Consider the following 21,032-nt stretch of genomic DNA (forward strand, 5'->3'; position numbering starts at 1 on the left):
GACGACCCCTTGGCGGGCTGCGGGAAGGCTTACCTGACGGAACATCAGCAGGCGGCCGGGGGGCGGGCCGGGTTTCCTCGGAAACACGACCCCGTGTCTCCAGGAGAGTCCCCATGCGCCGACGAACCGCACACCTGCTGACCGCGACCGCGCTGACCGCCGCCGCGTTCACCGGGCCGGTCGCCGGCGCGGTCGCCGCAGCGGACCTCGGCGTGGTGGGCTTCGCACCCGGGGACTTCGCGCCGCTGGAGGTATGGCCCAAGTCCGCCGCCCCCGGCGCCACCGTCACCGTGAACACCAACGCCTGCGGCAGCGGAAGCCACGCGGACGGCGATGCCACCACGGTGGGCGGCGGCCGGTTCAAGCTGGTCCCGGGCACCCACAAGGAGGTGGTCGTGGGGCAGTTCCAGATCGCCCACGGCACCCGCGGCGGCACCTACGGCATCGGTGCGACCTGCGCGAACGGCAAGTTCGCCACCGGCAACCTGACCGTCACCGAACGCGGCCCGCAGGGCCACGTCAACACCGGGGTGGGCGGTGGCACGACCACCACCACCGACCCCGCCAAGATCGCGGCGGGGGTGGCCGTTCTGGCCGCCGCCGCCGTCGGCGGTACCTGGCTCCTGCGTCGCCGGGCGAGCGGCACGCGGAGCTGACGGACGCCCACCGCGGCTCCGGCCGCGGTCCGACCGGTACCGTCCCCCGTCGCCCGCCCCGCGAGGTCCCCCCGTTCGCGGGGCCGGGCGACGGCCAGTCACCCCGAAACGGAAGCCGAGGGGGTACGCATGGGTGGCGATTTCGGTGGCGCGCGGGGCCGCGACCGCCCCGGATCCGCAGCGCACCCCGGGCGAGCGGCCGGCCGGGCCGTACGCACCCCCAGCGCCCGCCACGGCGGACTCGTCGCGCTCGCCGCCTGCGTCGGCATCTGGCTGGTGACCAGCGGTTCACGTGAGCCCGTCGGACCGCCGCTGCCCTCCCCCGCCGAATCGCTGACCGCCGCCGGTGTGGTGGGCCCCGGGATCGCCCCGCTCCCCGGTTCCCCGCCGGCCCGGATCCGGATCCCCTCCATCCGGGTCGACGCCCCGCTGACCGGACTCGGGCTGGATCCGCGCGGCAGCCTCGAAGTGCCGCCGCCGGACCGGCGCGACCTGGCCGGCTGGTACCGCGACGGCACCACCCCGGGCGCCACCGGCACCGCCGTCATCGCCGGGCACGTGGACGACGCCGCCGGGCCGGGGGTCTTCTACCACTTGGGCGCGCTGCGTCGCGGGGCCTCCATCGAGATCCCGCGCGCGGACGGCCGTACGGCGGTGTTCACGGTGCACGCGGTCGAGGTGTACGACGCCAAGGCCTTCCCCGACACCCGCGTGTACGGGCCTTCGGCGCGCGCCGAGCTGCGGGTGATCACCTGCGGCGGCGGCTTCTCGCCGCGCACGGGCTACCGCGGCAACGTGGTGGTCTTCGCGCACCTCACCGGGACGTACTGAGGAGCGTCACCTAGGGGGTGTCTTGCCGGTCAGGCCGGGCTCGCGGTGCCTGACCGGCAAGACACCCCTAGCCCCACTGCTCGAAGCCGAGCTTGAGCACCAGCGCGCCCACCACCGTCAGCAGTACGCCGCGGACGAAGCCGCTGCCCTTCTTGAGCGCCATACCGGCCCCGATCATGCCGCCGGCCAGGTTGAACACCGCCATCAGCGCGGCCAGCTGCCACAGCACCATGCCCTGGTAGGCGAACATCGCGAGCGCCCCGGCGTTGGTGCAGCAGTTCACGATCTTGGCGGTGGCGGAGGCGGTGACCAGGTCGAGGTGGAGCAGTGCCGTGAGCGCGAGCACCAGGAAGGTACCGGTGCCGGGCCCGATGAGGCCGTCGTAGAAGCCGATGCCGAGGCCCGCGAGGCCGATGGCGAGCAGCACCCGCTGCCGGCTGACGGGCGCGGTCGAGGGAGCGGTGCCGAAGCCCGGCTTGAAGATCACGACGCCCGCGACGATCACGAGCACCACCATGATCAGCGGGCGGAGCGCGTCCTTGCTGATGCCGCCCGCGAGCGCGGCACCGCCCATCGAGCCGGCGAGCGCGGCCAGGCCGATGCGGACGGCCAGCTTCACGTTCACCGGGGCCTTGCGGGCGTACGTCACGGCCGCCCCGGCGGTGCCGACGATGGCCACGGCCTTGTTGGTACCGAGGACGGTGGCGGGGTGGGCGTTCGGCAGGCCGAGGAGGAGCGCGGGCAGGAGCAGCAGGCCGCCGCCGCCCACCACCGCGTCGATCCAGCCGGCCGCGGCCGCGGCCACGCACAGGACGATGATCATGGTCGTTGATATGTCAGGCACGGGTCGACCCTATGAAGCGGTTGGGTGCAGTGACCATCAATCTCCGGAAACTTTCGCAAAGGTTGAGCTTTGCCGGGCCGGCACGCGGTCCGGGGCCACCGGAGCCGCCGGGTCCACGGTCGCCGTCAGCACGGTCGCGGCCAGCACACTGGCCGCCCCCAGCCCCGCCGCCAGCCGCCGCGCGGGCGGTACGGAGGCCAGCGCGGCCAGGGCGACCCGCACCGGCGAGGGGCGCCGCGGCTTCCGGTGGCGGGCCACGGCCGCCGCCGCGGGAGCCTCGGCGGCGACGGGTACGGAGAGGGCTACGTGCAGCGGGTGACGCATGGGGGCGGTGACTCCTCGGGGAACGCGGCTCAGAAGCTGAAGCACTCGGAATGGACACGACCGGCCGGTACCCCGGCCCGCAGCAGCGCGGCCCGGGTCGCCTCGGCCATCCCCGACGGCCCGCACAGGTATACGTCGTGCTCGGCCAGGTCGGGCACCAGCGCGGCCAGCGCCTGCGGGGCCAGCGGGTCGTAGGCCGCCCCCGACGGTCCGAGCAGGTAGTGCAGACCGGCCTGCCGCTCGGCGGCGATGGCCTCCAGCTCGGCCCGCAGCACCAGGTGCTCCTCGGCCCCGGCCCGGTAGAGCAGGGTGATGTCCCCGGGGCCCCCGGGCAGCGTCTCGAACAGCGCCCGCATCGGGGTGATCCCGACCCCGCCCGCGATCAGCAGCACCTTGGGCCGGGTCCGCCGGGCGGCGGTGAGCGCGCCGAACGGCCCGGTGGCCAGCACCCGCGTCCCGGGGCGCAGCCGGCGGATCCGGCGGGAGTGGCCGCCGAGCCCCTTCACGGTGATCCGCAGGGCGTTCCCCCGGACCGGCGCGGACAGCGAGAACGGCAGGGCGGTGTGCCACAGCCGCCGCTGGAGGAACCGCCAGCGCAGGAACTGGCCGGGCTCCGCGCGCAGTTCCGCGAGGTGCTGTCCGTAGACGACGACGGAGACCACCCCGGGCCCCTCGACCCGGACGTCCGCGACCCGCAGCGCGTGCCGCAGCGCCTGCCGTACGGGAACCACGGCGCGGTACCAGAGCAGCAGGACGGCGACCACGGTGTGGGCGAGCGCCCAGAACCAGGCGGCCGCGGCCAGATCGGGCCCGGCGAGCTGGTGCCCGAAGGCGAGGGCGGCGGCGAGGTAGACCAGCAGGTGCACCCCGCGCCAGGTTTCGTGCGGCACCCGGCGGCGTACCGCCCGGGCGGAGGTCACACCGACCGCGGCCAGGAGGACGGTCCCGGCCGCCGCGGCGGCGAGCGCGGGGTACCCGAGCAGCTCCGAGACGGCGGAGACCACGTCGATCCCCTCGTGCACGGCGTATCCGAGCAGGGCGAAGAGCCCGTGCCCGAAGACGAGCAGCAGAACGTACCGGCCGCCGAAGGCGTGCCAGCGGGCGAGCCGGTCGGCGCCGACCCCGTGCTCGACGGCGGGTACCCGGGCCATCAGGAACAGCAGCACCAGCACCCCGTACCCGGCGAGCAGGCCGGACAGGTGCGCGGCAGTGGCGAACAGCGCGTCGGGCCGGGCCGAGGACCGCACCTGCGCCGCCCAGAGCAGGATCACCACCCCCGCACCGCCCAGCATCCCGCCCCTCACCCGCACCACCGCATTCCGCATGCGGATCACGCTAAGGCCGCAGGTGGCGGCCCTGACGACCCTTAAGGCGGCCTTGAGGAAGGCCTCACCGGCCCTTAACCCCGGCGCTGAGGTCGGCGTTCCGTCCGGGTAACAGAGGCGATGCCGTGGGGAAACAGCGGCCCCGCACGCTCGTGGCATGACCTCGGACCAGCGTGTGGTGGTGATCGGCGGCGGCCTCGCGGGCCTGCGGCTCGCGCAGCGGCTCGGCCCGGCCGCGGCCGTGACCGTCCTCGGCGAGGAGACCCACGTGCCGTACAACCGGGTCCTGCTCGCCGAGGTCCTCGCGGGCCGGTACGCCCCTGAGGTGACGGCCCTGCCGGCGCCCGGCCCGGCGCTGCGGCGCGGGGTGCGGGCGGTGCGCGTGGACCGCGCGGAGCGGGCCGTGCACTGCGACGACGGCTCGGTGGCCCGGTACGACACGCTGGTACTGGCCACGGGTTCGAACGCGGTGCTCCCGCCGCTGCGCGGGCTGTTCGAGCCCGAGGGGCGGGACCTCCCCGACGGGGTGCACGCCTTCCGCACGATGGACGACTGCCTGGCGCTCTCGGCGGCCGTGCGGCCCGGGGTCCGCGTGGTGGTGATCGGCGGGGGCCTGCTGGGCGTCTCGGCGGCCCGTGCGCTGGCCGCCCGGGGGGCGCAGGTGGTCCTCGCCCAGCAGGGCGAGCGGCTGATGGAGCGCCAGCTGGACGCGGACGCCTCCGCCCTGCTGCACGCGCACCTGACCGCACTCGGCGTCGAGATCCACACGGAATGCCGCGTCCGCGGCCTGAGGACGGCGCATCCGGCCCCTGCGGCGTTTGAGGAGCGGGATCCGGGGCGGAGCCCCGGCAGCGGCGCCGCGCGGGGGCATCGCAAGGTCACCGGGGTCGAGCTCGCCGACGGCTACCGGCTGGAGGCCGATGTCGTCGTGCTCGCCTGCGGCGTCCGCCCCCGCACCGGCCTCGCCCTGGCCGCCGGACTGGAGGTCCGCACCGGCATCGTGGTCGACGACCACCTCCGCACCGGCGACCCCCGCATCCACGCCATCGGCGACTGCGCCGAGCACGCCGGCCAGGTGTACGGCCTCGCGGGCGCCGCCCTGGAGCAGGCCGACACCCTGGCCGCGCTCCTCACCGGCGAGCCCGCGCAGTACACCGGCACCCGCGCCCTCACCCGCCTCACCCTCACCACCGAGGGGGACCGCTCCCTCGATCTCGCCGCCTTCGGCGAGACCACCCCCCTGCCCGGCGACGACGTGGTCCGCCTCGCCGACGCCACCCGCCGCACCTACCGCAAGGTCGTCCTGCGCGGCGACCGCCTCGTCGGCGGCGTACTGCTCGGCGAGCTCTCCACCGTGGGCGCCCTCGCCCGCACCTGGGAGGGCGGGGAATCACCGCACGACCTGTTCCACCTGCTCACCGACGACGGAGGCCACTGACATGACCGAGCCCCTGCCCACGATCGTGCTCATCGGGCACGGCATGGTCGGCCAGCGCTACCTCGAAGCACTCGCCGAGCGCGGGGTCACCGCCACGCACCGGATCACCGTGCTCTGCGAGGAGCCCCGGCCCGCCTACGACCGCGTGCACCTGACCTCGTACTTCTCCGGCAGCACCGCCGAGGACCTGTCCATGACGCCCGCCGGGTTCATGGAGGAGCACGGCATCGCCCTCCACCTCGACGACCCCGCCGAGCACATCGACCGGGCCGCCCGCAGGGTCACCTCCCGGTCCGGGCAGGTGTTCCCGTACGACGTCCTGGTGCTGGCCACCGGCAGCTATCCCTTCGTACCGCCGGTCCCGGGCAAGGACGCCCCCGGCTGCTTCGTCTACCGCACGATCGAGGACCTGCTCGCTATCGAGGAGTACGCGAAGAGCCGCGGCTCCGGCGCGGTCGTCGGCGGCGGTCTGCTCGGACTGGAGGCCGCCGGCGCCCTCCAGGGACTGGGCCTGGCCACCCGTATCGTCGAGTTCGCCCCGCGCCTGATGCCCGTACAGGTCGACGAGGGCGGCGGCGCGGCCCTGCTGCGCACCATCGAGTCCATGGGGCTGACCGTCCACACCGGCGTCGGCACCCAGGAGGTGGTGACCGGCGAGGACGGCCACGTCAGCGGAATGCGGCTCTCCGACGGCTCCACCGTCGACACCGACCTCGTCGTCTTCTCCGCCGGTGTCCGTCCCCGCGACCAGCTGGCCCGCGACTGCGGACTGGACGTCGGCGAGCGCGGCGGGATCGCGGTCGACGCCCGCTGCCGCACCTCCGACCCGCACGTCTACGCCATCGGCGAGTGCGCCCTCGCCGTCGACGGCCGGGTCTACGGGCTGGTCGCCCCCGGCTACGAGATGGCCGAGACGGCCGCCGACGACCTGCTGGGCCGCGCGAAGGAGTTCACCGGAGCCGACCTCTCCACCAAGCTCAAGCTCCTCGGCGTGGACGTGGCCTCCTTCGGCGACGCCCACGGCGCCACCCCGGACAGCCTCGACGTCGTCTGGTCCGACTCCCGCTCCGGGGTCTACAAGAAGCTGGTCGTCTCCCCCGACGGCGTCCTCCTCGGCGGGGTGCTGGTCGGCGACGCGGACTCCTACGGGCTGCTGCGCCCGCTCACCGGAAGCGTCCCGCCCGTGGCCCCCGAGCAGTTGGTGCTGCCCGCCGGGGTCGGCGCCCCGGTCGCGCTCGGCCCGTCCGCGCTCCCCGACCACGCGGTGATCTGCTCCTGCCACAACGTCACCAAGAAGGCCATCGCCGCCTGTGCCACCCTCGCCGAGGTCAAGAAGTGCACCAAGGCGGGCACCGGCTGCGGCAGCTGCGTCAAGGTGATCGGCCAACTGTTGCCGGCCGCCACCGACAAGGGGCTGTGCGGCTGCTTCCCCTTCACCCGGGCCGAGCTCTACGAGATCGTCCGCACCCGCCGGCTGACCTCGTACGAGGAGATCCTCGACGGCCACGGCCGCCCGGAGGCCCGCGGCGGCGACGGCTGCGAGGTCTGCAAGCCCACCATCGGCTCGATCATCGCCTCGCTCGCCCCGACCCTCGGGGCCAGCGGCTACGTCCTGGACGGGGAGCAGGCGGCCCTCCAGGACACCAACGACCACTTCCTCGCGAACATGCAGCGCAACGGGTCCTACTCCGTCGTCCCGCGCATCCCCGGCGGTGAGATCACCCCCGACAAGCTGATCGTGATCGGCGAGGTGGCCCGCGACTTCGGCCTCTACACGAAGATCACCGGCGGCCAGCGGATCGACCTCTTCGGGGCGAGCGTGGACCAGCTCCCGCGGATCTGGGCGCGGCTCGTCGACGCCGGGTTCGAGTCCGGGCACGCGTACGGGAAGGCCCTGCGCACGGTGAAGTCCTGCGTGGGGCAGACCTGGTGCCGCTACGGGGTCCAGGACAGCGTCCGGATGGCCATCGACCTGGAGCTCCGCTACCGGGGGCTGCGCGCCCCGCACAAGCTCAAGTCGGCGGTCTCCGGCTGCGCCCGCGAGTGCGCGGAGGCGCAGAGCAAGGACTTCGGCGTCATCGCGACGGCGAGTGGCTGGAACCTGTACGTGGGCGGCAACGGCGGGGCCACCCCGCGCCATGCCGACCTGCTGGCCCAAGACCTGTCGGACGCGGAACTGGTCCGGCTGATCGACCGGTTCCTGATGTTCTACATCCGCACCGCCGACCGGCTGGAGCGGACCTCCACCTGGCTGGAGCGGCTGGAGGGCGGCCTGGAGCACCTGCGGGACGTGGTCGTGCACGACTCGCTCGGGCTGTGCGCGGAGCTGGAGGCCCTGATGGCCGACCACGTGGCGCACTACCGGGACGAATGGGCCGAGACGCTCCAGGACCCGGAGCGGCTGCGCCGGTTCGTGTCCTTCGTCAACGCGCCCGGCGCCCCCGACCCGACCGTGAAGTTCGTCCCCGAGCGCGACCAGGTCAAGCCCGACCTGGCCGTCCTGACCATAGGAGGACCCGTCCGATGACCGTGGAACTGCAGGTTGCGCAAGGCTGGCTGACGGTGTGCGAGCTGTCCTCGCTCATCCCCGGGCGCGGGGTGGCGGCGCTGCTGCCCGACGGGACCCAGGCCGCGGTGTTCGTCGACCGCGCGGGGCGCCCGTACGCCATCGGCAACCAGGACCCCTTCACCGGGGCGCACGTGCTCTCGCGCGGGCTGGTGGGGACGGCGGGGGGCCGGCCCTTCGTGGCTTCCCCGCTGCTGAAGCAGCGCTTCGACCTGGAGTCGGGGCGCTGCCTGGACGACGAGGAGACCGCGGTCCGGACCTACCCGGTGCGGACCGCCGTGACCTCGTGACCGCAGGCGTTGGTGCCGTCAGCTCTGGACCATCGACGGGTCCATCCACATGATCTCCCAGGTGTGACCGTCGAGGTCGTCGAAGGCGCGGCCGTACATGACGCCGTGGTCCTGGGCGGGCCGGGGTTCGGTGGCACCGGCCGCCAGGGCCCCGTCCACCAGCTCGTCGACCGCGGTGCGGCTCTCGGCGCTCAGACAGAGCAGCACCTCGGACGTCTTCGTGGCGTCCGCGATCTCCTTGTGGGTGAAGTCCTTGTAGCGGGCCTCGGTCAGGAGCATCGCGACGATGGTGTCGCTGATGACCATCGAGGCGCAGTTCTCGTCGGTGAACTGGGCGTTGAAGGAGTAGCCCAGCTTGCTCCAGAAGGCCTTGCTGGCGTCCAGGTCCTTGACCGGCAGGTTGACGAAGATCATGGTGGCGGACATCGAGGTCCCTCTTCTCTCGTGTGTGGTGCCCGGTGCGTGCCGCCCGGTGCTTTCGAGGGGTAGACCGCGGGTCCCCGGGAAACTCATCGCTGCCCGCGAAGTTTCTTCGAATTTTCTTGTCGGCCTACGAAACCACAGGTCAGGCCACTGGCACGGGCTCAGCTCCAGCACCGCCGGCGGGATGAAGCCGGCGGCGGTCAGCTCGCGCACCGCGTGCGGGCATAAGGCGCCGCGCCGCGGTCGGCGCATTGCACGTCGAGCGGTCGCCCCTGCGTCACGGGGAGTTGGCGCCACGGCAACTGGCGGCTCCTAGGTTCCTCCACGCGTGCGACCCCGTGTCCGACCGGCTGCGGGGCCTTCCTCCCACAGGAGTGACCGTGGAACGTCGTACCTTCCTGCGCGGCGCGGTGATCGGTTCGTCGGCCGCCGCCTTCGGCGGCACGTTGATGCACGGGGCCGCCTACGCCGCCCCCGCCCAGCCGGGTGCCGGACCCTACGGGGCGCTCGGCACGGCCGACGCCAACGGCATCATGCTCCCCAGCGGCTTCACCAGCCGGGTCATCGCCCGCTCGGGCCAGACCGTCGGCGGCACCTCGTACACCTGGCACAACGCCCCCGACGGCGGTGCGTGTTTCACCGACGGCTCGGGCTGGATCTACGTGTCCAACTCGGAGATCAACCCCTCCGGCGGCGCGAGCGCGGTGAAGTTCGACTCCTCCGGCACCGTCACCGGCGCCTACCGCATCCTGTCCAACACCCGGCAGAACTGCGCGGGCGGCAAGACCCCCTGGAACACCTGGCTGTCCTGCGAGGAGGTCAGCCTCGGCTACGTCTACGAGACCGACCCGTACGGGGTGAACGCGGCCGTGCAGCGGCCCGCGATGGGCCGGTTCAAGCACGAGGCGGCCGCCGCCGACCCGGTGCGCCAGGTGATCTACCTGACCGAGGACGAGACCAACGGCTGCTTCTACCGCTTCATCCCGACCACCTGGGGCAACCTCTCCTCCGGCACCCTCCAGGTCCTGAAGGCCGGTACGGCCACCTCCGGCTCCTTCACCTGGCAGAACGTCCCGGACCCGGACGGTTCGCCGACCGCGACCCGCAGCCAGGTCTCGGGCTCGAAGAAGTTCAACGGCGGCGAGGGCTGCCACTACGCCAACGACACCGTCTGGTTCACCACCAAGGGCGACAACCGGGTCTGGCAGCTGAACCTCACGAACAACACGTACGAGCTGGCCTACGACGACTCGCTCGTGCCCGGCGGCGCGGCCCCGCTGACCGGCGTCGACAACGTCACCGGGTCCTCGTACGGCGACCTGTACGTCGCCGAGGACGGCGGCAACATGGAGATCTGCGTGATCACCCCGGACGACGTGGTGGCGCCCTTCCTGCGGATCACCGGCCAGTCCTCCTCCGAGATCACCGGCCCGGCCTTCGCGCCCGCCGGCAACCGCCTCTACTTCTCCAGCCAGCGCGGCACGAGCGGCAGCTCGTCCGGCGGCATCACCTACGAGGTGACGGGCCCCTTCCGCGTCTGAGCCCCACCGGCGCCCCCTACCAGCCCCGCCAGGGGGCACCTCCCAGCGGTAGCTGGGGGAGTTTGAGGCGCGGGGTCTGGGGCGGAGCCCCAGCAACGGCGCCGCGCCCGCACACCCGACCGCGCCCCGACGGGTTCGACCCCGCCGGGGCGCGGCCGCGTTCACGACGCCACGGCCCCACCCTTCAGCAGCGCCGCCCCCAACGGCGTCACGGTGTGCAGCACCGCGTTCCCCCGCCGCAGCGTGGTCACCAGCCCCGCCTCCCGCATCACGCAGGCGTGCTGGCTCGCGGAGGCCAGCGAGACCCCGGCCCGGCGGGCCAGCTCGCTGGTGGTCGCCCCGTCCCCTATGGCCCGCAGCACCACCGAGCGGGTGTGCCCGACCAGCTTGCCCAGGGTGCGCTGGCGCTGCTCCTCCACGGGCCGCGCCGCCTCACCCCCCGCCGGCGCCGAGGCCAACTGCGCCGCGGCCGGGTAGACCAGCACCGGCGGCAGCTCCGGGTCGTGCAGGGTCACCGCCGTGCGCCGGCAGAAGAAGGACGGCTGGAGCAGCAGCCCGCGCCCCCGCAGCCGTACGTCACGGTCCACGGGGTAGTCGCATTCCAGCACCGGGGCCCGCCAGCGCAGCATCGGCGGCAGCGAGGACAGCAGTTCGTCCGCCCCGCCGTCCAGCAGGGCCCGGCCGCGTGCGGCCCGCTCGGCCTCGATCTGGGCCTGGATATGCGTCCAGTACGGCTCCACGGCGGCCCGGTGGTACGCGCGGAGCTCGCCCATGAGCCGCGGCAGCTGCTTGTCACCGGCGTCCATGAACTCCCGCAGCCGCGGGGTCATCGGCGCTCCGGCGCCCAGCAGCTGCAGCTCGCGCCGCATGCGCTCGGGACGGATCCCGCGCAACGCGTCGAGGCCCACGTCCCACCCGTACTGCCCCTCCACAGGGGTCAAGAAATCGGGGAAATAGCCACGACTCGGTATGAGCATACCGAGCGTACGTGTTTCACTATTCAACCTGCTCCGGGTTTCCGTACGCCATTCACCGAACAACCGGGCATCGCGCCGGTCTCTTAAGCGGTGAAAGCTCAGAATCGTTTCCCACAACGCATCGGGACGCCCTGCCATCCGTACGCGTGCCAGGTCCACTCCAGTGAAATGGATACGCAGCACCGAACCCCCACCTGTGCAACCGCAATCCCCCCGCTCCATGAGTATGCATGCCGTCACACGTTGTCACCACGCCCTTTCGGCCACAGTTGAAACCCCTTTCGGCGGGGGCGTGACAACCGAAATCCTGTACTCCGCCGGGCACACTCCGGTGCGACCGAAACGCTCCGCGAAGGCCGTGGGGGGCTTTGCGGGGCCTGGCGGTCGGTCGCACCGGGAAGCGCCGACGTGCCCGGCAGAATGACAGCGGCGGTGGACGGGTGGGGATCCGTCCACCGCCTGCTGGCGTAAAGATTTGTTGAACAACAAAAATAGGCGCGCCCGCCCCCGGGCAGTCAGGGAACCCGGGGACAGGCGCGGTCTATGGGGCCCTTGGCGGGCCGTGGGTCAGCGGCTGTCGCTGCCCTTCGCCTCGGCGGCCGCACGGCCGGCCTCAAGGCGCGCCACCGGAATCCGGAAGGGCGAGCAGGAGACGTAGTCGAGGCCGACCTCGTGGAAGAAGTGGACGGACTCGGGGTCGCCGCCGTGCTCGCCGCAGACGCCGAGCTTGAGGTCGGGGCGGGTGGCCCGGCCCAGCTTGGCCGCGTGCCGGACCAGCGATCCGACGCCGTCCTTGTCGATGGTCTCGAAGGGCGAGACCCCGAAGATGCCCTTCTCCAGGTAGGCGGTGAAGAAGCTGGCCTCGACGTCGTCGCGGGAGAAGCCCCACACCGTCTGGGTCAGGTCGTTCGTGCCGAAGGAGAAGAACTGCGCGGCCTCGGCGATCTGGTCGGCGGTCAGCGCGGCGCGCGGCAGCTCGATCATCGTGCCGATGGTCAGCTTGAGGCTGGTGCCGGTCGCGGCCTCGACCTCGGCGATGACCGCGTCGGCCTCGTCGCGGACGATCTCCAGCTCCTGGACGGTGCCGACGAGCGGGACCATGATCTCGGCGCGCGGGTCGCCCTTGGCGTTCTTGCGCTCGGCCGCGGCCTCGGCGATCGCCCGGACCTGCATCTTGAACAGGCCGGGGATGACCAGGCCGAGGCGGACACCGCGCAGACCCAGCATCGGGTTCTGCTCGTGCAGCTTGTGCACGGCCTGGAGCAGGCGCAGGTCGTTCTCGTTGTGGTCCTTGCGGGACTCGGCGAGGGCGACGCGCACCGACAGCTCGGTGATGTCGGGCAGGAACTCGTGCAGCGGCGGGTCCAGGAGGCGGACGGTGACGGGCAGGCCGTCCATCGCCTCGAACAGCTCGACGAAGTCCTTCTTCTGCAGCGGCAGGAGGGCACTGAGTGCCTCCTCGCGCTCTCCGTCGGTGTCCGCGAGGATCAGTCGCTCCACGAGTTCACGGCGCTCGCCGAGGAACATGTGCTCGGTGCGGCACAGGCCGATGCCCTGGGCGCCGAAGCGGCGGGCGCGCAGCGCGTCCTCGGCGTTGTCGGCGTTGGCGCGCACGCGCAGGCGGCGGACGCGGTCCGCGTAGGCCATGATCCGGTGCACGGCGGCGACGAGCTCGTCGGCGTCGTCGGCGCCGGCGTGCATGCGGCCCTCGAAGTACTCGACGACCGGGGACGGTACGACGGGTACCTCACCGAGGTAGACCTTGCCGGTGGAGCCGTCGATGGAGACGACGTCGCCCTCTTCGATGACCGTGTCGCCGACCGTCATGCGGCGGCGCTTGGTGTCGACGTCGAGCTCCTCGGCGCCGCAGACACAGGTCTTGCCCATGCCGCGGGCGACGACGGCGGCGTGCGAGGTCTTGCCGCCGCGCGAGGTCAGGATGCCCTCGGAGGCGATCATGCCGTCCAGGTCGTCCGGGTTGGTCTCGCGGCGGATCAGGATGACCTTCTCGCCGGAGCGGGACCACTTGACGGCCGTGTACGAGTCGAAGACGGCCTTGCCGACCGCCGCGCCCGGGGAGGCGGCGATGCCGCGGCCGAGCAGGGTGGTCTTCGCACCCTCGTCGAAGCGCGGGAACATCAGCTGGGCCAGCTGGTGGCCGCTGACGCGCTGGAGGGCCTCGGCCTCGTCGATCAGGCCCTGGTCGACGAGCTGGGTGGCGATGCGGAAGGCCGCGCCCGCGGTGCGCTTGCCGACGCGGGTCTGGAGCATCCACAGCTGGCCGCGCTCGATGGTGAACTCGATGTCGCAGAGATCCTTGTAGTGGGTCTCCAGCGTCGTCATGATCGTCATGAGCTGGTCGTACGAGGCCTTGTCGATGGCCTCCAGGTCCGCGAGCGGCACGGTGTTGCGGATGCCCGCGACGACGTCCTCGCCCTGGGCGTTCTGCAGGTAGTCGCCGTAGACGCCCGCGTGGCCGCTGGCGGGGTCGCGGGTGAAGGCGACGCCGGTGCCGGAGTCCGGGCCGAGGTTGCCGAAGACCATGGAGCAGATGTTGACCGCGGTGCCCAGGTCGCTCGGGATGCGCTCCTGGCGGCGGTAGAGCTTCGCGCGGTCGGTGTTCCACGAGTTGAAGACGGCCTCGACGGCGAGGTCGAGCTGCTCGCGGGCGTCCTGCGGGAACTCGCGGCCGGCCTGCTTGGCGACGATCTTCTTGAAGCGGGTGACCAGCTTCTTCAGGTCGGCGGCGTCGAGGTCGGTGTCGACGGTGACCTTCTTGGCGGCCTTGGCCTCGTCGAGGGCTTCCTCGAAGAGCTCGCCGTCGACGTCCAGCACGGTCTTGCCGAACATCTGGATGAGGCGGCGGTACGAGTCCCACGCGAAGCGCTCGTTGCCGGCCTGGGCGGCGAGTCCCTTCACGGACTCGTCGGAGAGGCCGATGTTCAGGACGGTGTCCATCATGCCGGGCATCGAGAACTTCGCACCGGAACGCACGGAGACCAGCAGCGGGTCGTCCGACTGTCCGAGCTTCTTGCCCATCTTCGCCTCGAGGGCGGCAAGGTGGGCGCTGACCTCTTCGCGCAGCGCGGCCGGGGCCGTGCCGCTCTCGAGGTAGACCTTGCAGGCCTCGGTGGTGATGGTGAAGCCGGGAGGGACCGGCAGACCCAGGTTGGTCATCTCGGCGAGGTTGGCACCCTTGCCGCCGAGAAGGTCCTTGAGGTCGCGGTTGCCCTCGGTGAAGTCGTAGACGAACTTCTGATCTTTGTTTTCCGACACGGGTCTCGACTCCTCGAGGCTCGGTGGCTGCCCTGACGGCCAGGAACATACCCAGATCGAAGGCTTCTGGGTACGTCCACTTGGTCGTCATACGGCTGTAACCACCCGTGCGCCAGCAGATCGAAAGTAACTCAGGGGTAATCAGAAAGTACGAAGAGCCTTCACATCCCGAAGGGTGAGGGGGCTCCTGAGGCCTGATCGCACTCGGATGAGCGATCATCGATACATTTGCGTTCAAGTATTGAACGCACAAAGGGTGGCACCCAGTGCCACCCTTTGGAAGTCTTACCCGTGACTTCTGTGCTCATCTGAGCGAAACCCTTCCCATGCGTGGCGTATATCACGCACCACGGAGGGCGATTTGTCAGCCTCCGGAGGTGTCCAGTTCAGCGTCCTCGCTCACACCCGCGCAGTCGTACGGGTCCTTCAGCCAGCCGTCCGGCAGGACAACTCGGTTGTTTCCGGACGTCCGACCGCGAGGCCCGTCCGCGCTCTCCGGCCACGCTTGATCCAGATCGAGCTCGCTCAGATGAGCGTCCAGCTCGGCCAGGGAGGAGGTGACCGCGAGCTTCTTGCGCATCTCGGAGCCCACCGAGAAGCCCTTGAGGTACCAGGCCACGTGCTTACGGAAGTCGATCACCCCGCGCGCCTCGTCGCCGATCCACTCACCCAGCAGCTGCGCGTGGCGGTGCATGGTGGTCGCCACCTCGCGCAGGGTGGGCTTGTGGAAGTCCTCGGGGCGCCCCTCGAAGGCCGCCACCAGGTCGTTGAACAGCCACGGCCGCCCCAGGCAGCCGCGTCCCACGACCACGCCGTCGCAGCCGGTCTCGCGGACCATGCGCAGCGCGTCCTCCGCGCACCAGATGTCGCCGTTGCCGAGCACCGGGATCTCCGGCACGTGCTCCTTGAGCCGCGCGATGGCGTCCCAGTCGGCGGTGCCGCCGTAGTGCTGGGCGGTGGTCCGGCCGTGCAGGGCTATGGCGGTGACGCCCTCCTCGACGGCGATCCGGCCCGCGTCGAGGTAGGTGAGGTGCTCGTCGTTGATGCCCTTGCGCATCTTCATGGTGACCGGCAGGTCACCGGCGCCGGCGACGGCCTCGCGCAGGATCGCGCGCAGCAGGTTGCGCTTGTACGGGAGGGCCGAGCCGCCGCCCTTGCGGGTCACCTTGGGGACGGGGCAGCCGAAGTTGAGGTCGATGTGGTCGGCGCGGTCCTCTTCGACGATCACGCGGACCGCCTTGCCGACCGTGACCGGGTCCACCCCGTACAGCTGAATCGAGCGAGGCTTCTCGGTCTCGTCGAAGTGGATCAGCTGCATGGTCTTCTCGTTGCGCTCGACCAGGGCGCGGGTCGTGATCATCTCGCTCACGAACAGCCCCTTGCCGCCCGAGAACTCCCGGCAGAGGGTACGGAACGGGGCGTTGGTGATGCCGGCCATGGGTGCGAGCACCACCGGGGGCTGCACGGTGTGCGGGCCGATCGCGAGAGGCGGAGGGAGCGTGGTCATCCGCCCATTGTCCCGCATGCCGAGGGGGTGGGGGGGACGTAGCATCGGCGCATGATCGAGTCGAGTCCCCGGCAGCGCACGCTCGTCCTCGCGATCTGCTGCATGAGCCTGCTGATCGTCAGCCTCGACAACACCGTGCTCAACGTCGCTCTGCCCTCGATGCGCCGCGACCTGGACGCCTCGGTCTCGGGGCTGCAGTGGAGCATCGACGCCTACACCCTCGTACTGGCCTCGCTGCTGATGCTCGCCGGGTCCACGGCCGACCGGATCGGTCGCCGGAAGGTGTTCGTGGCCGGCCTGGTGGCCTTCACGGGCGGCTCGCTGCTCTGCTCGCTCGCCCCCGGCCTCGACTGGCTCATCGTTTTCCGGATGGTGCAGGCGGTCGGCGGCGCGATGCTCAACCCGGTGGCGATGTCGATCATCACCAACACCTTCACCGATCCCGCCGAGCGGGCCCGGGCCATCGGTGTGTGGGGTGCCGTCGGGGGCGTCTCCATGGCGGCGGGGCCCCTCATCGGCGGGGTGCTGGTGGACTCCGTGGGCTGGCGCTCGATCTTCCTGATCAATCTGCCGATCGGTCTGGCTGCGTTCGCGCTGACCCTGCGGCACATTCCCGAGTCCCGGGCGGCCCGGCCGCGCCGCCCGGACCCGCTGGGGCAGGTGCTGGTCATCGCCCTGCTGGGCAGTCTGACGTACGGGATCATCGAGGCCCCGGCGGCCGGCTGGCGCTCGCCGCTGATCATGGGGTGCGCGGTGGTGGCCTTCGCCTCGTTCGTGGGGCTGCTGATCCACGAACCCCGTCGCGAGGAGCCGCTGATCGATCTCCGGTTCTTCCGGAGCGCGCCCTTCAGCGGGTCGACCGTGATCGCGATCAGCGCATTCGCCGGGCTGGCCGGTTTCCTCTTCCTGAACACGCTGTACCTCCAGGACGTGCGGGGGCTCAGCGCCCTGCACGCCGGGCTCTACATGCTGCCGATGGCCGGCCTGACCGTCCTGTTCGCGCCGCTGGCCGGGCGGCTGGTGGGCAGTCGTGGGCCGCGGATCTGCCTGCTGATCGCGGGTGTGTCGATGGCGTCGAGCGGGCTGCTGTTCGCCCTGTTCGAGGCCGAGACGTCCAACCCGCTCCTGTTCACCGGGTACATGCTGTTCGGGCTCGGCTTCGGCATGGTGAACGCGCCGATCACCAATACGGCGGTGTCCGGGATGCCGCGGTCCCAGGCCGGGGTGGCGGCCGCCATCGCCTCCACCAGCCGGCAGACCGGCGGCACCCTGGGCGTCGCGGTGATCGGCTCGGTGCTGGCGGCCGGGCTGGCGAACGGCTCGGACTTCTCGGGCGCGGCCCAGCCGGCCTGGTGGATCATCACGGTCTGCGGGCTGCTCGTCCTGGTCGTGGGCGCGGCGACGAGCGGCGCATGGGCCCGCGCGACGGCGGAACGCACCGCCCGCACCCTGGAGGAGGCGGTCGGCGCCGCTGCCGTGACGGGTTCGCCGACCCCCTAGAGTCCTTCGCCCTGGCGGCTACTCGCTGCAGTTGAAGTCCTCGGCCGAGGTGTTGACCCGGTCGAGGAGGCCGCGCAGGAGATCGCGCTCCGCGGCCGACAGGCCCGCGAAGATGCCGCTCTCGACCTCGTCGAGGGCGGTGTTCGTCTTATGGAGGGCCGCTTCCCCGGCGTCGGTGATGGCCACGTTGTGACGGCGGCGGTCGGCCGGGTCCCGGCGGCGTTCGGCCAGGCCCTCGCCCTCCAGGTCGTTCAGGATCCCGACGAGCACGCTCGGGTCCACCTCCAGCCGCTCGGCGAGCGCCCGCTGGCTCATGGGGCCGCCTTCCAGGTGCATCAGCGTCATCGCGTGCCGGGGGGTGAGCCCGGCCGCGCCGAGTGCGCGCTTCATCCGCGTCTGGGTGACCGATCCGTGCCAGGCCAGCAGCAGGCCCAGCCGCTGGCGAGGGTGCGGTCCGTCCTGATCTGCCGTCATGGTCCACATCGTAGCAACCGGGAAATGATTGCGTTCAAGATATCGTTGATGCGATTCAATGGTTTTACATCATCGACCGTTGGAGATCTTCATGTTCATCGCCTACTCCGTCGTCGGCGTCCTGCTCGCCCTCGTCCTCGCCGCCTCCGCCACCTTCACCCTCCAGCGCAACGACCAGATCGTGGCGAGCATGCAGAAGGTCCAGGTCCCGGACTCGTGGCTGCCGCGCCTGGCCACACTCAAGGCCGCGGGCGCGATCGGCCTGGTGGCCGGCCTGTGGGTGACTCCGCTCGGCGTGGCCGCGGCGGCCGGCGTGACCCTCTACTTCGTCGGCGCGGTCATCAGCCACCTCCGGGTCAAGGACTACGAGCTGGCGCCGGCGGCCGTCCTGACCCTGGTCTCGGCGGCCGCCCTGGCGCTGCGTATCCTCGCCTGACACTGACGAGTGACAGATATTGAAATCTGTCACTCGTCATGCCATTCTCGTTCCATGACGAAGAACGAGAGCACCTACGCGACCGCCGACCGCCGCACTCTCGGCAGCACCGGCCCCACCGTCTTCCCGCTGGGGCTGGGTTGCATGGGGATGTCCGCCCTCTACGGGGAGGCGGACCGCGCCGAGTCCATCGCGACCATCCACGCCTATCTGGACGCCGCCCCCGACGGCACGCACACGCTGCTGGACACCGGCGACTTCTACGGCATGGGGCACAACGAGCTGCTGATCGCCGAGGCCCTGCGCACGGCGCCCGCCGAGGCCCGCGAGCGGGCGCTGACCAGCGTCAAGTTCGGCGCGCTGCGCACGGTCGAGGGCGGCTTCACCGGCTACGACGGCCGGCCGGAGGCCGTCAAGAACTTCCTGGCCTACTCGCTCCAGCGGCTCGGCCGGGACCACATCGACATCTACCGGATCGCGCGGGTGGACCCGGACGTGCCGATCGAGGAGACCGTCGGGGCCATCGCCGAGGCGGTCGAGGCCGGGCACGTGCGCCACATCGGCCTCTCGGAGGTCGGCGCGGACACCCTGCGCCGGGCCGCCGCCGTGGCCCCGATCTCCGACCTCCAGATCGAGTACTCGCTGATCTCCCGCGGGATCGAGGCCGAGATCCTGCCGACCGCCCGCGAGCTCGGCATAGGGATCACGGCGTACGGCGTGCTGTCCCGCGGCCTGATCAGCGGCCACTTCACCCGCGACCGCGCACTGGCCCCGGGCGACTTCCGCGGCATGAGCCCCCGTTTCCAGGGCGACAACCTCGACCGGAACCTCGACCTGGTGGAGGCGCTGCGCAAGGTGGCCGAGGGCAGGGGCGTGAGCGTCGCCCAGACCGCGATCGCCTGGGTACTCGCGCAGGGGCCGCGGCACGGGGTCGACATCGTGCCGCTGGTGGGCGCCCGGCGCCGGGACCGGCTCGCCGAGGCACTGGGTGCCATGGACGTCTCGCTCGACGCCGCCGACCTGGCCGCCGTCGAGGAGGCCGTCCCGGCGGGCGCCGCGTCCGGCGAGAGGTATCCGGCGGCCCAGATGGCCCACCTCGACAGTGAGCACTGAGCTGACGGTACGGTCGTACCCATGCCTCCCGCTGCTGCCGAGCCCCTGACTCCCGAGCGCATCCTCGCGACCACCGAGGAGGTGCTGCGCCGCTTCGGTCCCACCAAGGCGACCGTGGTGGACGTGGCCCGCGCCCTGGGCGTCAGCCACGGCAGCGTGTACCGGCACTTCCCGTCGAAGGCGGCGCTGCGCGAGGCCGTCACGGACCGCTGGCTCGCCAGGAGCGTGGTCATGCTGGAGGAGATCGCCTCGGCTCCCACCGGGAGCGCCCCCTCCAAGCTGGAGGCGTGGCTGGAGGCCCTCTTCGAGGCCAAGCGCCACAAGGCGGGCGACGACCCTGAGCTGTTCGCCACCTACACCGTGCTGCTCGCCGAGAACAGCGGCGTGGTGGACGCGCACCTGAGCGAGCTGATCGACCAGCTGGGCCGGATCATCGCCGAGGGCGTCGCGGCGGGCTCGCTCGCCGCCGACGATGTGCCGGCGGCGGCCCGCGCGGTGTTCGACGCCACCGGCCGCTTCCACGACCCGCAGTACGCGGCCGACTGGCTCTCGCCGACGATCATCACCGAGTTCGAGGCGGTCACCGCGCTCGTGATCCGGGGCCTGCGCGCCTGACACGGAGGCCGCCACCGGCCGGAATCAGTCGACCCGCACAAATTTGATGATCATTTTGGCGTGTTCGGGTTGTTCGCGTCCCGTCAATCTCCTTACGGTCCCCCTACCGCACTTCATCAGGCACGATCCAGGGGGAACCTTGTCCACTCCGGCAACTCACAACGCACGACCGGCACCTCCGAAGCGCTCGGGCGGCGCCGCCGCCCTCGGCTGGATCCTGACCATCGTGTTCAACGTGGTCGCGCCGATCATCACGTACAACACACTCACCAAGGACCACGGCTGGAGCGAGTTCTCCGCGCTGATGCTCAGCAGTGCCTGGCCGGTGCTCGAAAGCGTCATCAGCCTGGCCTGGCGGCGCAAGCTCGACGAGTTCGCCGTCGTCACGCTGGTGTTCCTGGTGATCACCGCCGTCGTCTCGCTCATCGGCGCACACTCGGCCCGCGCGCTGCTCATCAAGGACTCGGGGGTCACCGGGCTCTTCGGGCTGCTCTGCCTGGGGACGCTGCTCGCGCCTCGGCCGCTGATGTTCTACTTCGGCCGCAAGTTCGCCACCGACGGCACCCCGGAGAGCACCGCCTGGTGGAACGGCCTGTGGCAGTACGAGGGCTTCCGCACCACCTTGACCCGGATGACCCTGGTGTGGGGCCTCGCGTACATCGCCGAAGCGATCGTCCGCATCGTGCTGGCCTACACGCTCAGCACCAGCACCATGGTGGTGCTCAGCCCGATCATGATCTACGCGGTGCTGGCCGCACTCGGCGTGTGGACCACCATGTACGGGAAGCGGTCCCAGGCCGAGGGGGAGCGCCGCGCGGCCGAGGCGGCGGCCCAGGCGGCGGCGGCCTCCTGATCCGGGCCCGCCCCGCGAAAAAAGACCGGTGGCCCGGTGCGCT

19 protein-coding genes are annotated in these 21,032 nt (G+C 71.6%); 11 read left to right on the forward strand and 8 right to left on the reverse strand.

What is annotated here, in order from left to right:
• Positions 1-113: 113 nt before the first annotated feature.
• Both JYK04_RS15625 and JYK04_RS15630 read left to right on the forward strand, forming a co-directional pair.
• Positions 114-656 carry a hypothetical protein gene (locus JYK04_RS15625; RefSeq protein ID WP_229875216.1) on the forward strand — a complete coding sequence of 181 codons (543 nt, stop codon included), beginning with the start codon at positions 114-116 and terminating at the stop codon, positions 654-656.
• 129 nt (positions 657-785) lie between these two features.
• Positions 786-1,487: a class F sortase gene (locus JYK04_RS15630; protein ID WP_189736799.1), complete on the forward strand. Its 702-nt coding sequence runs from the start codon at positions 786-788 to the stop codon at positions 1,485-1,487.
• A gap of 67 nt (positions 1,488-1,554) precedes the next feature.
• On the opposite strand, the gene JYK04_RS15635 is transcribed toward JYK04_RS15630, so the two are convergent.
• The 3 genes from JYK04_RS15635 to JYK04_RS15645 are packed head-to-tail and all read right to left on the reverse strand — an operon-like array spanning position 1,555 to position 3,980.
• Entirely contained in the window at positions 1,555-2,331 is a 777-nt protein-coding gene (locus JYK04_RS15635) for a sulfite exporter TauE/SafE family protein (protein ID WP_030012032.1), read from the reverse strand.
• 36 nt (positions 2,332-2,367) lie between these two features.
• Positions 2,368-2,655, reverse strand: coding sequence for a hypothetical protein (locus JYK04_RS15640; protein ID WP_189736801.1), 288 nt, complete (start codon positions 2,653-2,655; stop codon positions 2,368-2,370).
• A gap of 29 nt (positions 2,656-2,684) precedes the next feature.
• Positions 2,685-3,980: a ferredoxin reductase family protein gene (locus JYK04_RS15645; protein WP_189736803.1), complete on the reverse strand. Its 1,296-nt coding sequence runs from the start codon at positions 3,978-3,980 to the stop codon at positions 2,685-2,687.
• 157 nt (positions 3,981-4,137) lie between these two features.
• Between JYK04_RS15645 and JYK04_RS15650 the strand changes: the two genes are divergently transcribed.
• From JYK04_RS15650 to nirD, 3 genes are read left to right on the forward strand one after another with little or no spacing between them, the layout of a single operon-like run.
• Positions 4,138-5,418 carry an NAD(P)/FAD-dependent oxidoreductase gene (locus tag JYK04_RS15650; protein WP_189736805.1) on the forward strand — a complete coding sequence of 427 codons (1,281 nt, stop codon included), beginning with the start codon at positions 4,138-4,140 and terminating at the stop codon, positions 5,416-5,418.
• 1 nt (position 5,419) lies between these two features.
• Complete coding sequence (gene nirB, locus JYK04_RS15655; RefSeq protein ID WP_189736807.1) at positions 5,420-7,945, forward strand: nitrite reductase large subunit NirB; 2,526 nt, start codon at positions 5,420-5,422, stop codon at positions 7,943-7,945.
• Positions 7,942-8,274 carry a nitrite reductase small subunit NirD gene (gene nirD, locus JYK04_RS15660; protein WP_189736809.1) on the forward strand — a complete coding sequence of 111 codons (333 nt, stop codon included), beginning with the start codon at positions 7,942-7,944 and terminating at the stop codon, positions 8,272-8,274. Before nirB ends, nirD begins: the two co-directional genes overlap by 4 nt.
• 18 nt (positions 8,275-8,292) lie before the next feature.
• Here the strand turns inward: nirD and JYK04_RS15665 are convergent, their stop codons facing one another.
• Complete coding sequence (locus JYK04_RS15665) at positions 8,293-8,700, reverse strand: VOC family protein (protein WP_189736811.1); 408 nt, start codon at positions 8,698-8,700, stop codon at positions 8,293-8,295.
• A gap of 377 nt (positions 8,701-9,077) precedes the next feature.
• Between JYK04_RS15665 and JYK04_RS15670 the strand changes: the two genes are divergently transcribed.
• The gene (locus tag JYK04_RS15670) at positions 9,078-10,238 is read left to right on the forward strand and encodes an alkaline phosphatase PhoX (RefSeq protein ID WP_189736813.1); all 1,161 of its coding nucleotides are present in this window, start codon (positions 9,078-9,080) and stop codon (positions 10,236-10,238) included.
• A 161-nt stretch (positions 10,239-10,399) separates the two neighbouring features.
• Here JYK04_RS15670 and JYK04_RS15675 read toward each other — a convergent pair whose 3' ends face one another.
• From JYK04_RS15675 to dusB, 3 genes are all read right to left on the reverse strand, one after another.
• On the reverse strand, positions 10,400-11,398 hold the full coding sequence (locus JYK04_RS15675; RefSeq protein ID WP_189736815.1) for an ArsR/SmtB family transcription factor: 999 nt from the start codon (positions 11,396-11,398) through the stop codon (positions 10,400-10,402).
• 384 nt (positions 11,399-11,782) lie between these two features.
• On the reverse strand, positions 11,783-14,491 hold the full coding sequence (ppdK, locus tag JYK04_RS15680) for a pyruvate, phosphate dikinase (RefSeq protein ID WP_189736817.1): 2,709 nt from the start codon (positions 14,489-14,491) through the stop codon (positions 11,783-11,785).
• 364 nt (positions 14,492-14,855) lie between these two features.
• The gene (gene dusB, locus JYK04_RS15685) at positions 14,856-16,016 is read right to left on the reverse strand and encodes a tRNA dihydrouridine synthase DusB (RefSeq protein ID WP_189737464.1); all 1,161 of its coding nucleotides are present in this window, start codon (positions 16,014-16,016) and stop codon (positions 14,856-14,858) included.
• A gap of 33 nt (positions 16,017-16,049) precedes the next feature.
• Between dusB and JYK04_RS15690 the strand changes: the two genes are divergently transcribed.
• Positions 16,050-17,498 (forward strand): MFS transporter, encoded by a 1,449-nt coding sequence (locus JYK04_RS15690; RefSeq protein ID WP_189736819.1) that lies wholly within the window; start codon positions 16,050-16,052, stop codon positions 17,496-17,498.
• A gap of 18 nt (positions 17,499-17,516) precedes the next feature.
• Here the strand turns inward: JYK04_RS15690 and JYK04_RS15695 are convergent, their stop codons facing one another.
• Complete coding sequence (locus JYK04_RS15695; protein WP_229875218.1) at positions 17,517-17,972, reverse strand: MarR family winged helix-turn-helix transcriptional regulator; 456 nt, start codon at positions 17,970-17,972, stop codon at positions 17,517-17,519.
• 79 nt (positions 17,973-18,051) lie between these two features.
• Between JYK04_RS15695 and JYK04_RS15700 the strand changes: the two genes are divergently transcribed.
• The 4 genes from JYK04_RS15700 to JYK04_RS15715 all read left to right on the forward strand — a co-directional run bounded on the left by JYK04_RS15700 (position 18,052) and on the right by JYK04_RS15715 (position 20,989).
• On the forward strand, positions 18,052-18,408 hold the full coding sequence (locus tag JYK04_RS15700; RefSeq protein ID WP_229875220.1) for a DoxX family protein: 357 nt from the start codon (positions 18,052-18,054) through the stop codon (positions 18,406-18,408).
• Positions 18,409-18,462: 54 nt separating this feature from the next.
• Entirely contained in the window at positions 18,463-19,521 is a 1,059-nt protein-coding gene (locus JYK04_RS15705; protein WP_189736823.1) for an aldo/keto reductase, read from the forward strand.
• 21 nt (positions 19,522-19,542) lie between these two features.
• Entirely contained in the window at positions 19,543-20,136 is a 594-nt protein-coding gene (locus JYK04_RS15710) for a TetR/AcrR family transcriptional regulator (RefSeq protein WP_189736825.1), read from the forward strand.
• Positions 20,137-20,275: 139 nt separating this feature from the next.
• Positions 20,276-20,989, forward strand: coding sequence for a VC0807 family protein (locus tag JYK04_RS15715; protein WP_189736827.1), 714 nt, complete (start codon positions 20,276-20,278; stop codon positions 20,987-20,989).
• The last annotated feature ends 43 nt before the right edge of the window (positions 20,990-21,032 follow it).

This window comes from Streptomyces nojiriensis (assembly GCF_017639205.1).
In the GTDB taxonomy this organism is placed as follows: Bacteria; Actinomycetota; Actinomycetes; order Streptomycetales; family Streptomycetaceae; genus Streptomyces; species Streptomyces nojiriensis.

What these genes read in the sequence shown, in the direction of transcription:
- JYK04_RS15625 (WP_229875216.1), top strand. Translation starts at nt 114, where the DNA reads ATGCGCCGACGAACCGCACACCTGCTGACCGCGACCGCGCTGACCGCC.
- JYK04_RS15630 (WP_189736799.1), top strand. Translation starts at nt 786, where the DNA reads ATGGGTGGCGATTTCGGTGGCGCGCGGGGCCGCGACCGCCCCGGATCC.
- JYK04_RS15640 (WP_189736801.1), bottom strand. Translation starts at nt 2,655, where the DNA reads ATGCGTCACCCGCTGCACGTAGCCCTCTCCGTACCCGTCGCCGCCGAG.
- JYK04_RS15645 (WP_189736803.1), bottom strand. Translation starts at nt 3,980, where the DNA reads ATGCGGAATGCGGTGGTGCGGGTGAGGGGCGGGATGCTGGGCGGTGCG.
- JYK04_RS15650 (WP_189736805.1), top strand. Translation starts at nt 4,138, where the DNA reads ATGACCTCGGACCAGCGTGTGGTGGTGATCGGCGGCGGCCTCGCGGGC.
- nirB (WP_189736807.1), top strand. Translation starts at nt 5,420, where the DNA reads ATGACCGAGCCCCTGCCCACGATCGTGCTCATCGGGCACGGCATGGTC.
- nirD (WP_189736809.1), top strand. Translation starts at nt 7,942, where the DNA reads ATGACCGTGGAACTGCAGGTTGCGCAAGGCTGGCTGACGGTGTGCGAG.
- JYK04_RS15665 (WP_189736811.1), bottom strand. Translation starts at nt 8,700, where the DNA reads ATGTCCGCCACCATGATCTTCGTCAACCTGCCGGTCAAGGACCTGGAC.
- dusB (WP_189737464.1), bottom strand. Translation starts at nt 16,016, where the DNA reads ATGCGGGACAATGGGCGGATGACCACGCTCCCTCCGCCTCTCGCGATC.
- JYK04_RS15690 (WP_189736819.1), top strand. Translation starts at nt 16,050, where the DNA reads ATGATCGAGTCGAGTCCCCGGCAGCGCACGCTCGTCCTCGCGATCTGC.
- JYK04_RS15695 (WP_229875218.1), bottom strand. Translation starts at nt 17,972, where the DNA reads ATGACGGCAGATCAGGACGGACCGCACCCTCGCCAGCGGCTGGGCCTG.
- JYK04_RS15705 (WP_189736823.1), top strand. Translation starts at nt 18,463, where the DNA reads ATGACGAAGAACGAGAGCACCTACGCGACCGCCGACCGCCGCACTCTC.
- JYK04_RS15710 (WP_189736825.1), top strand. Translation starts at nt 19,543, where the DNA reads ATGCCTCCCGCTGCTGCCGAGCCCCTGACTCCCGAGCGCATCCTCGCG.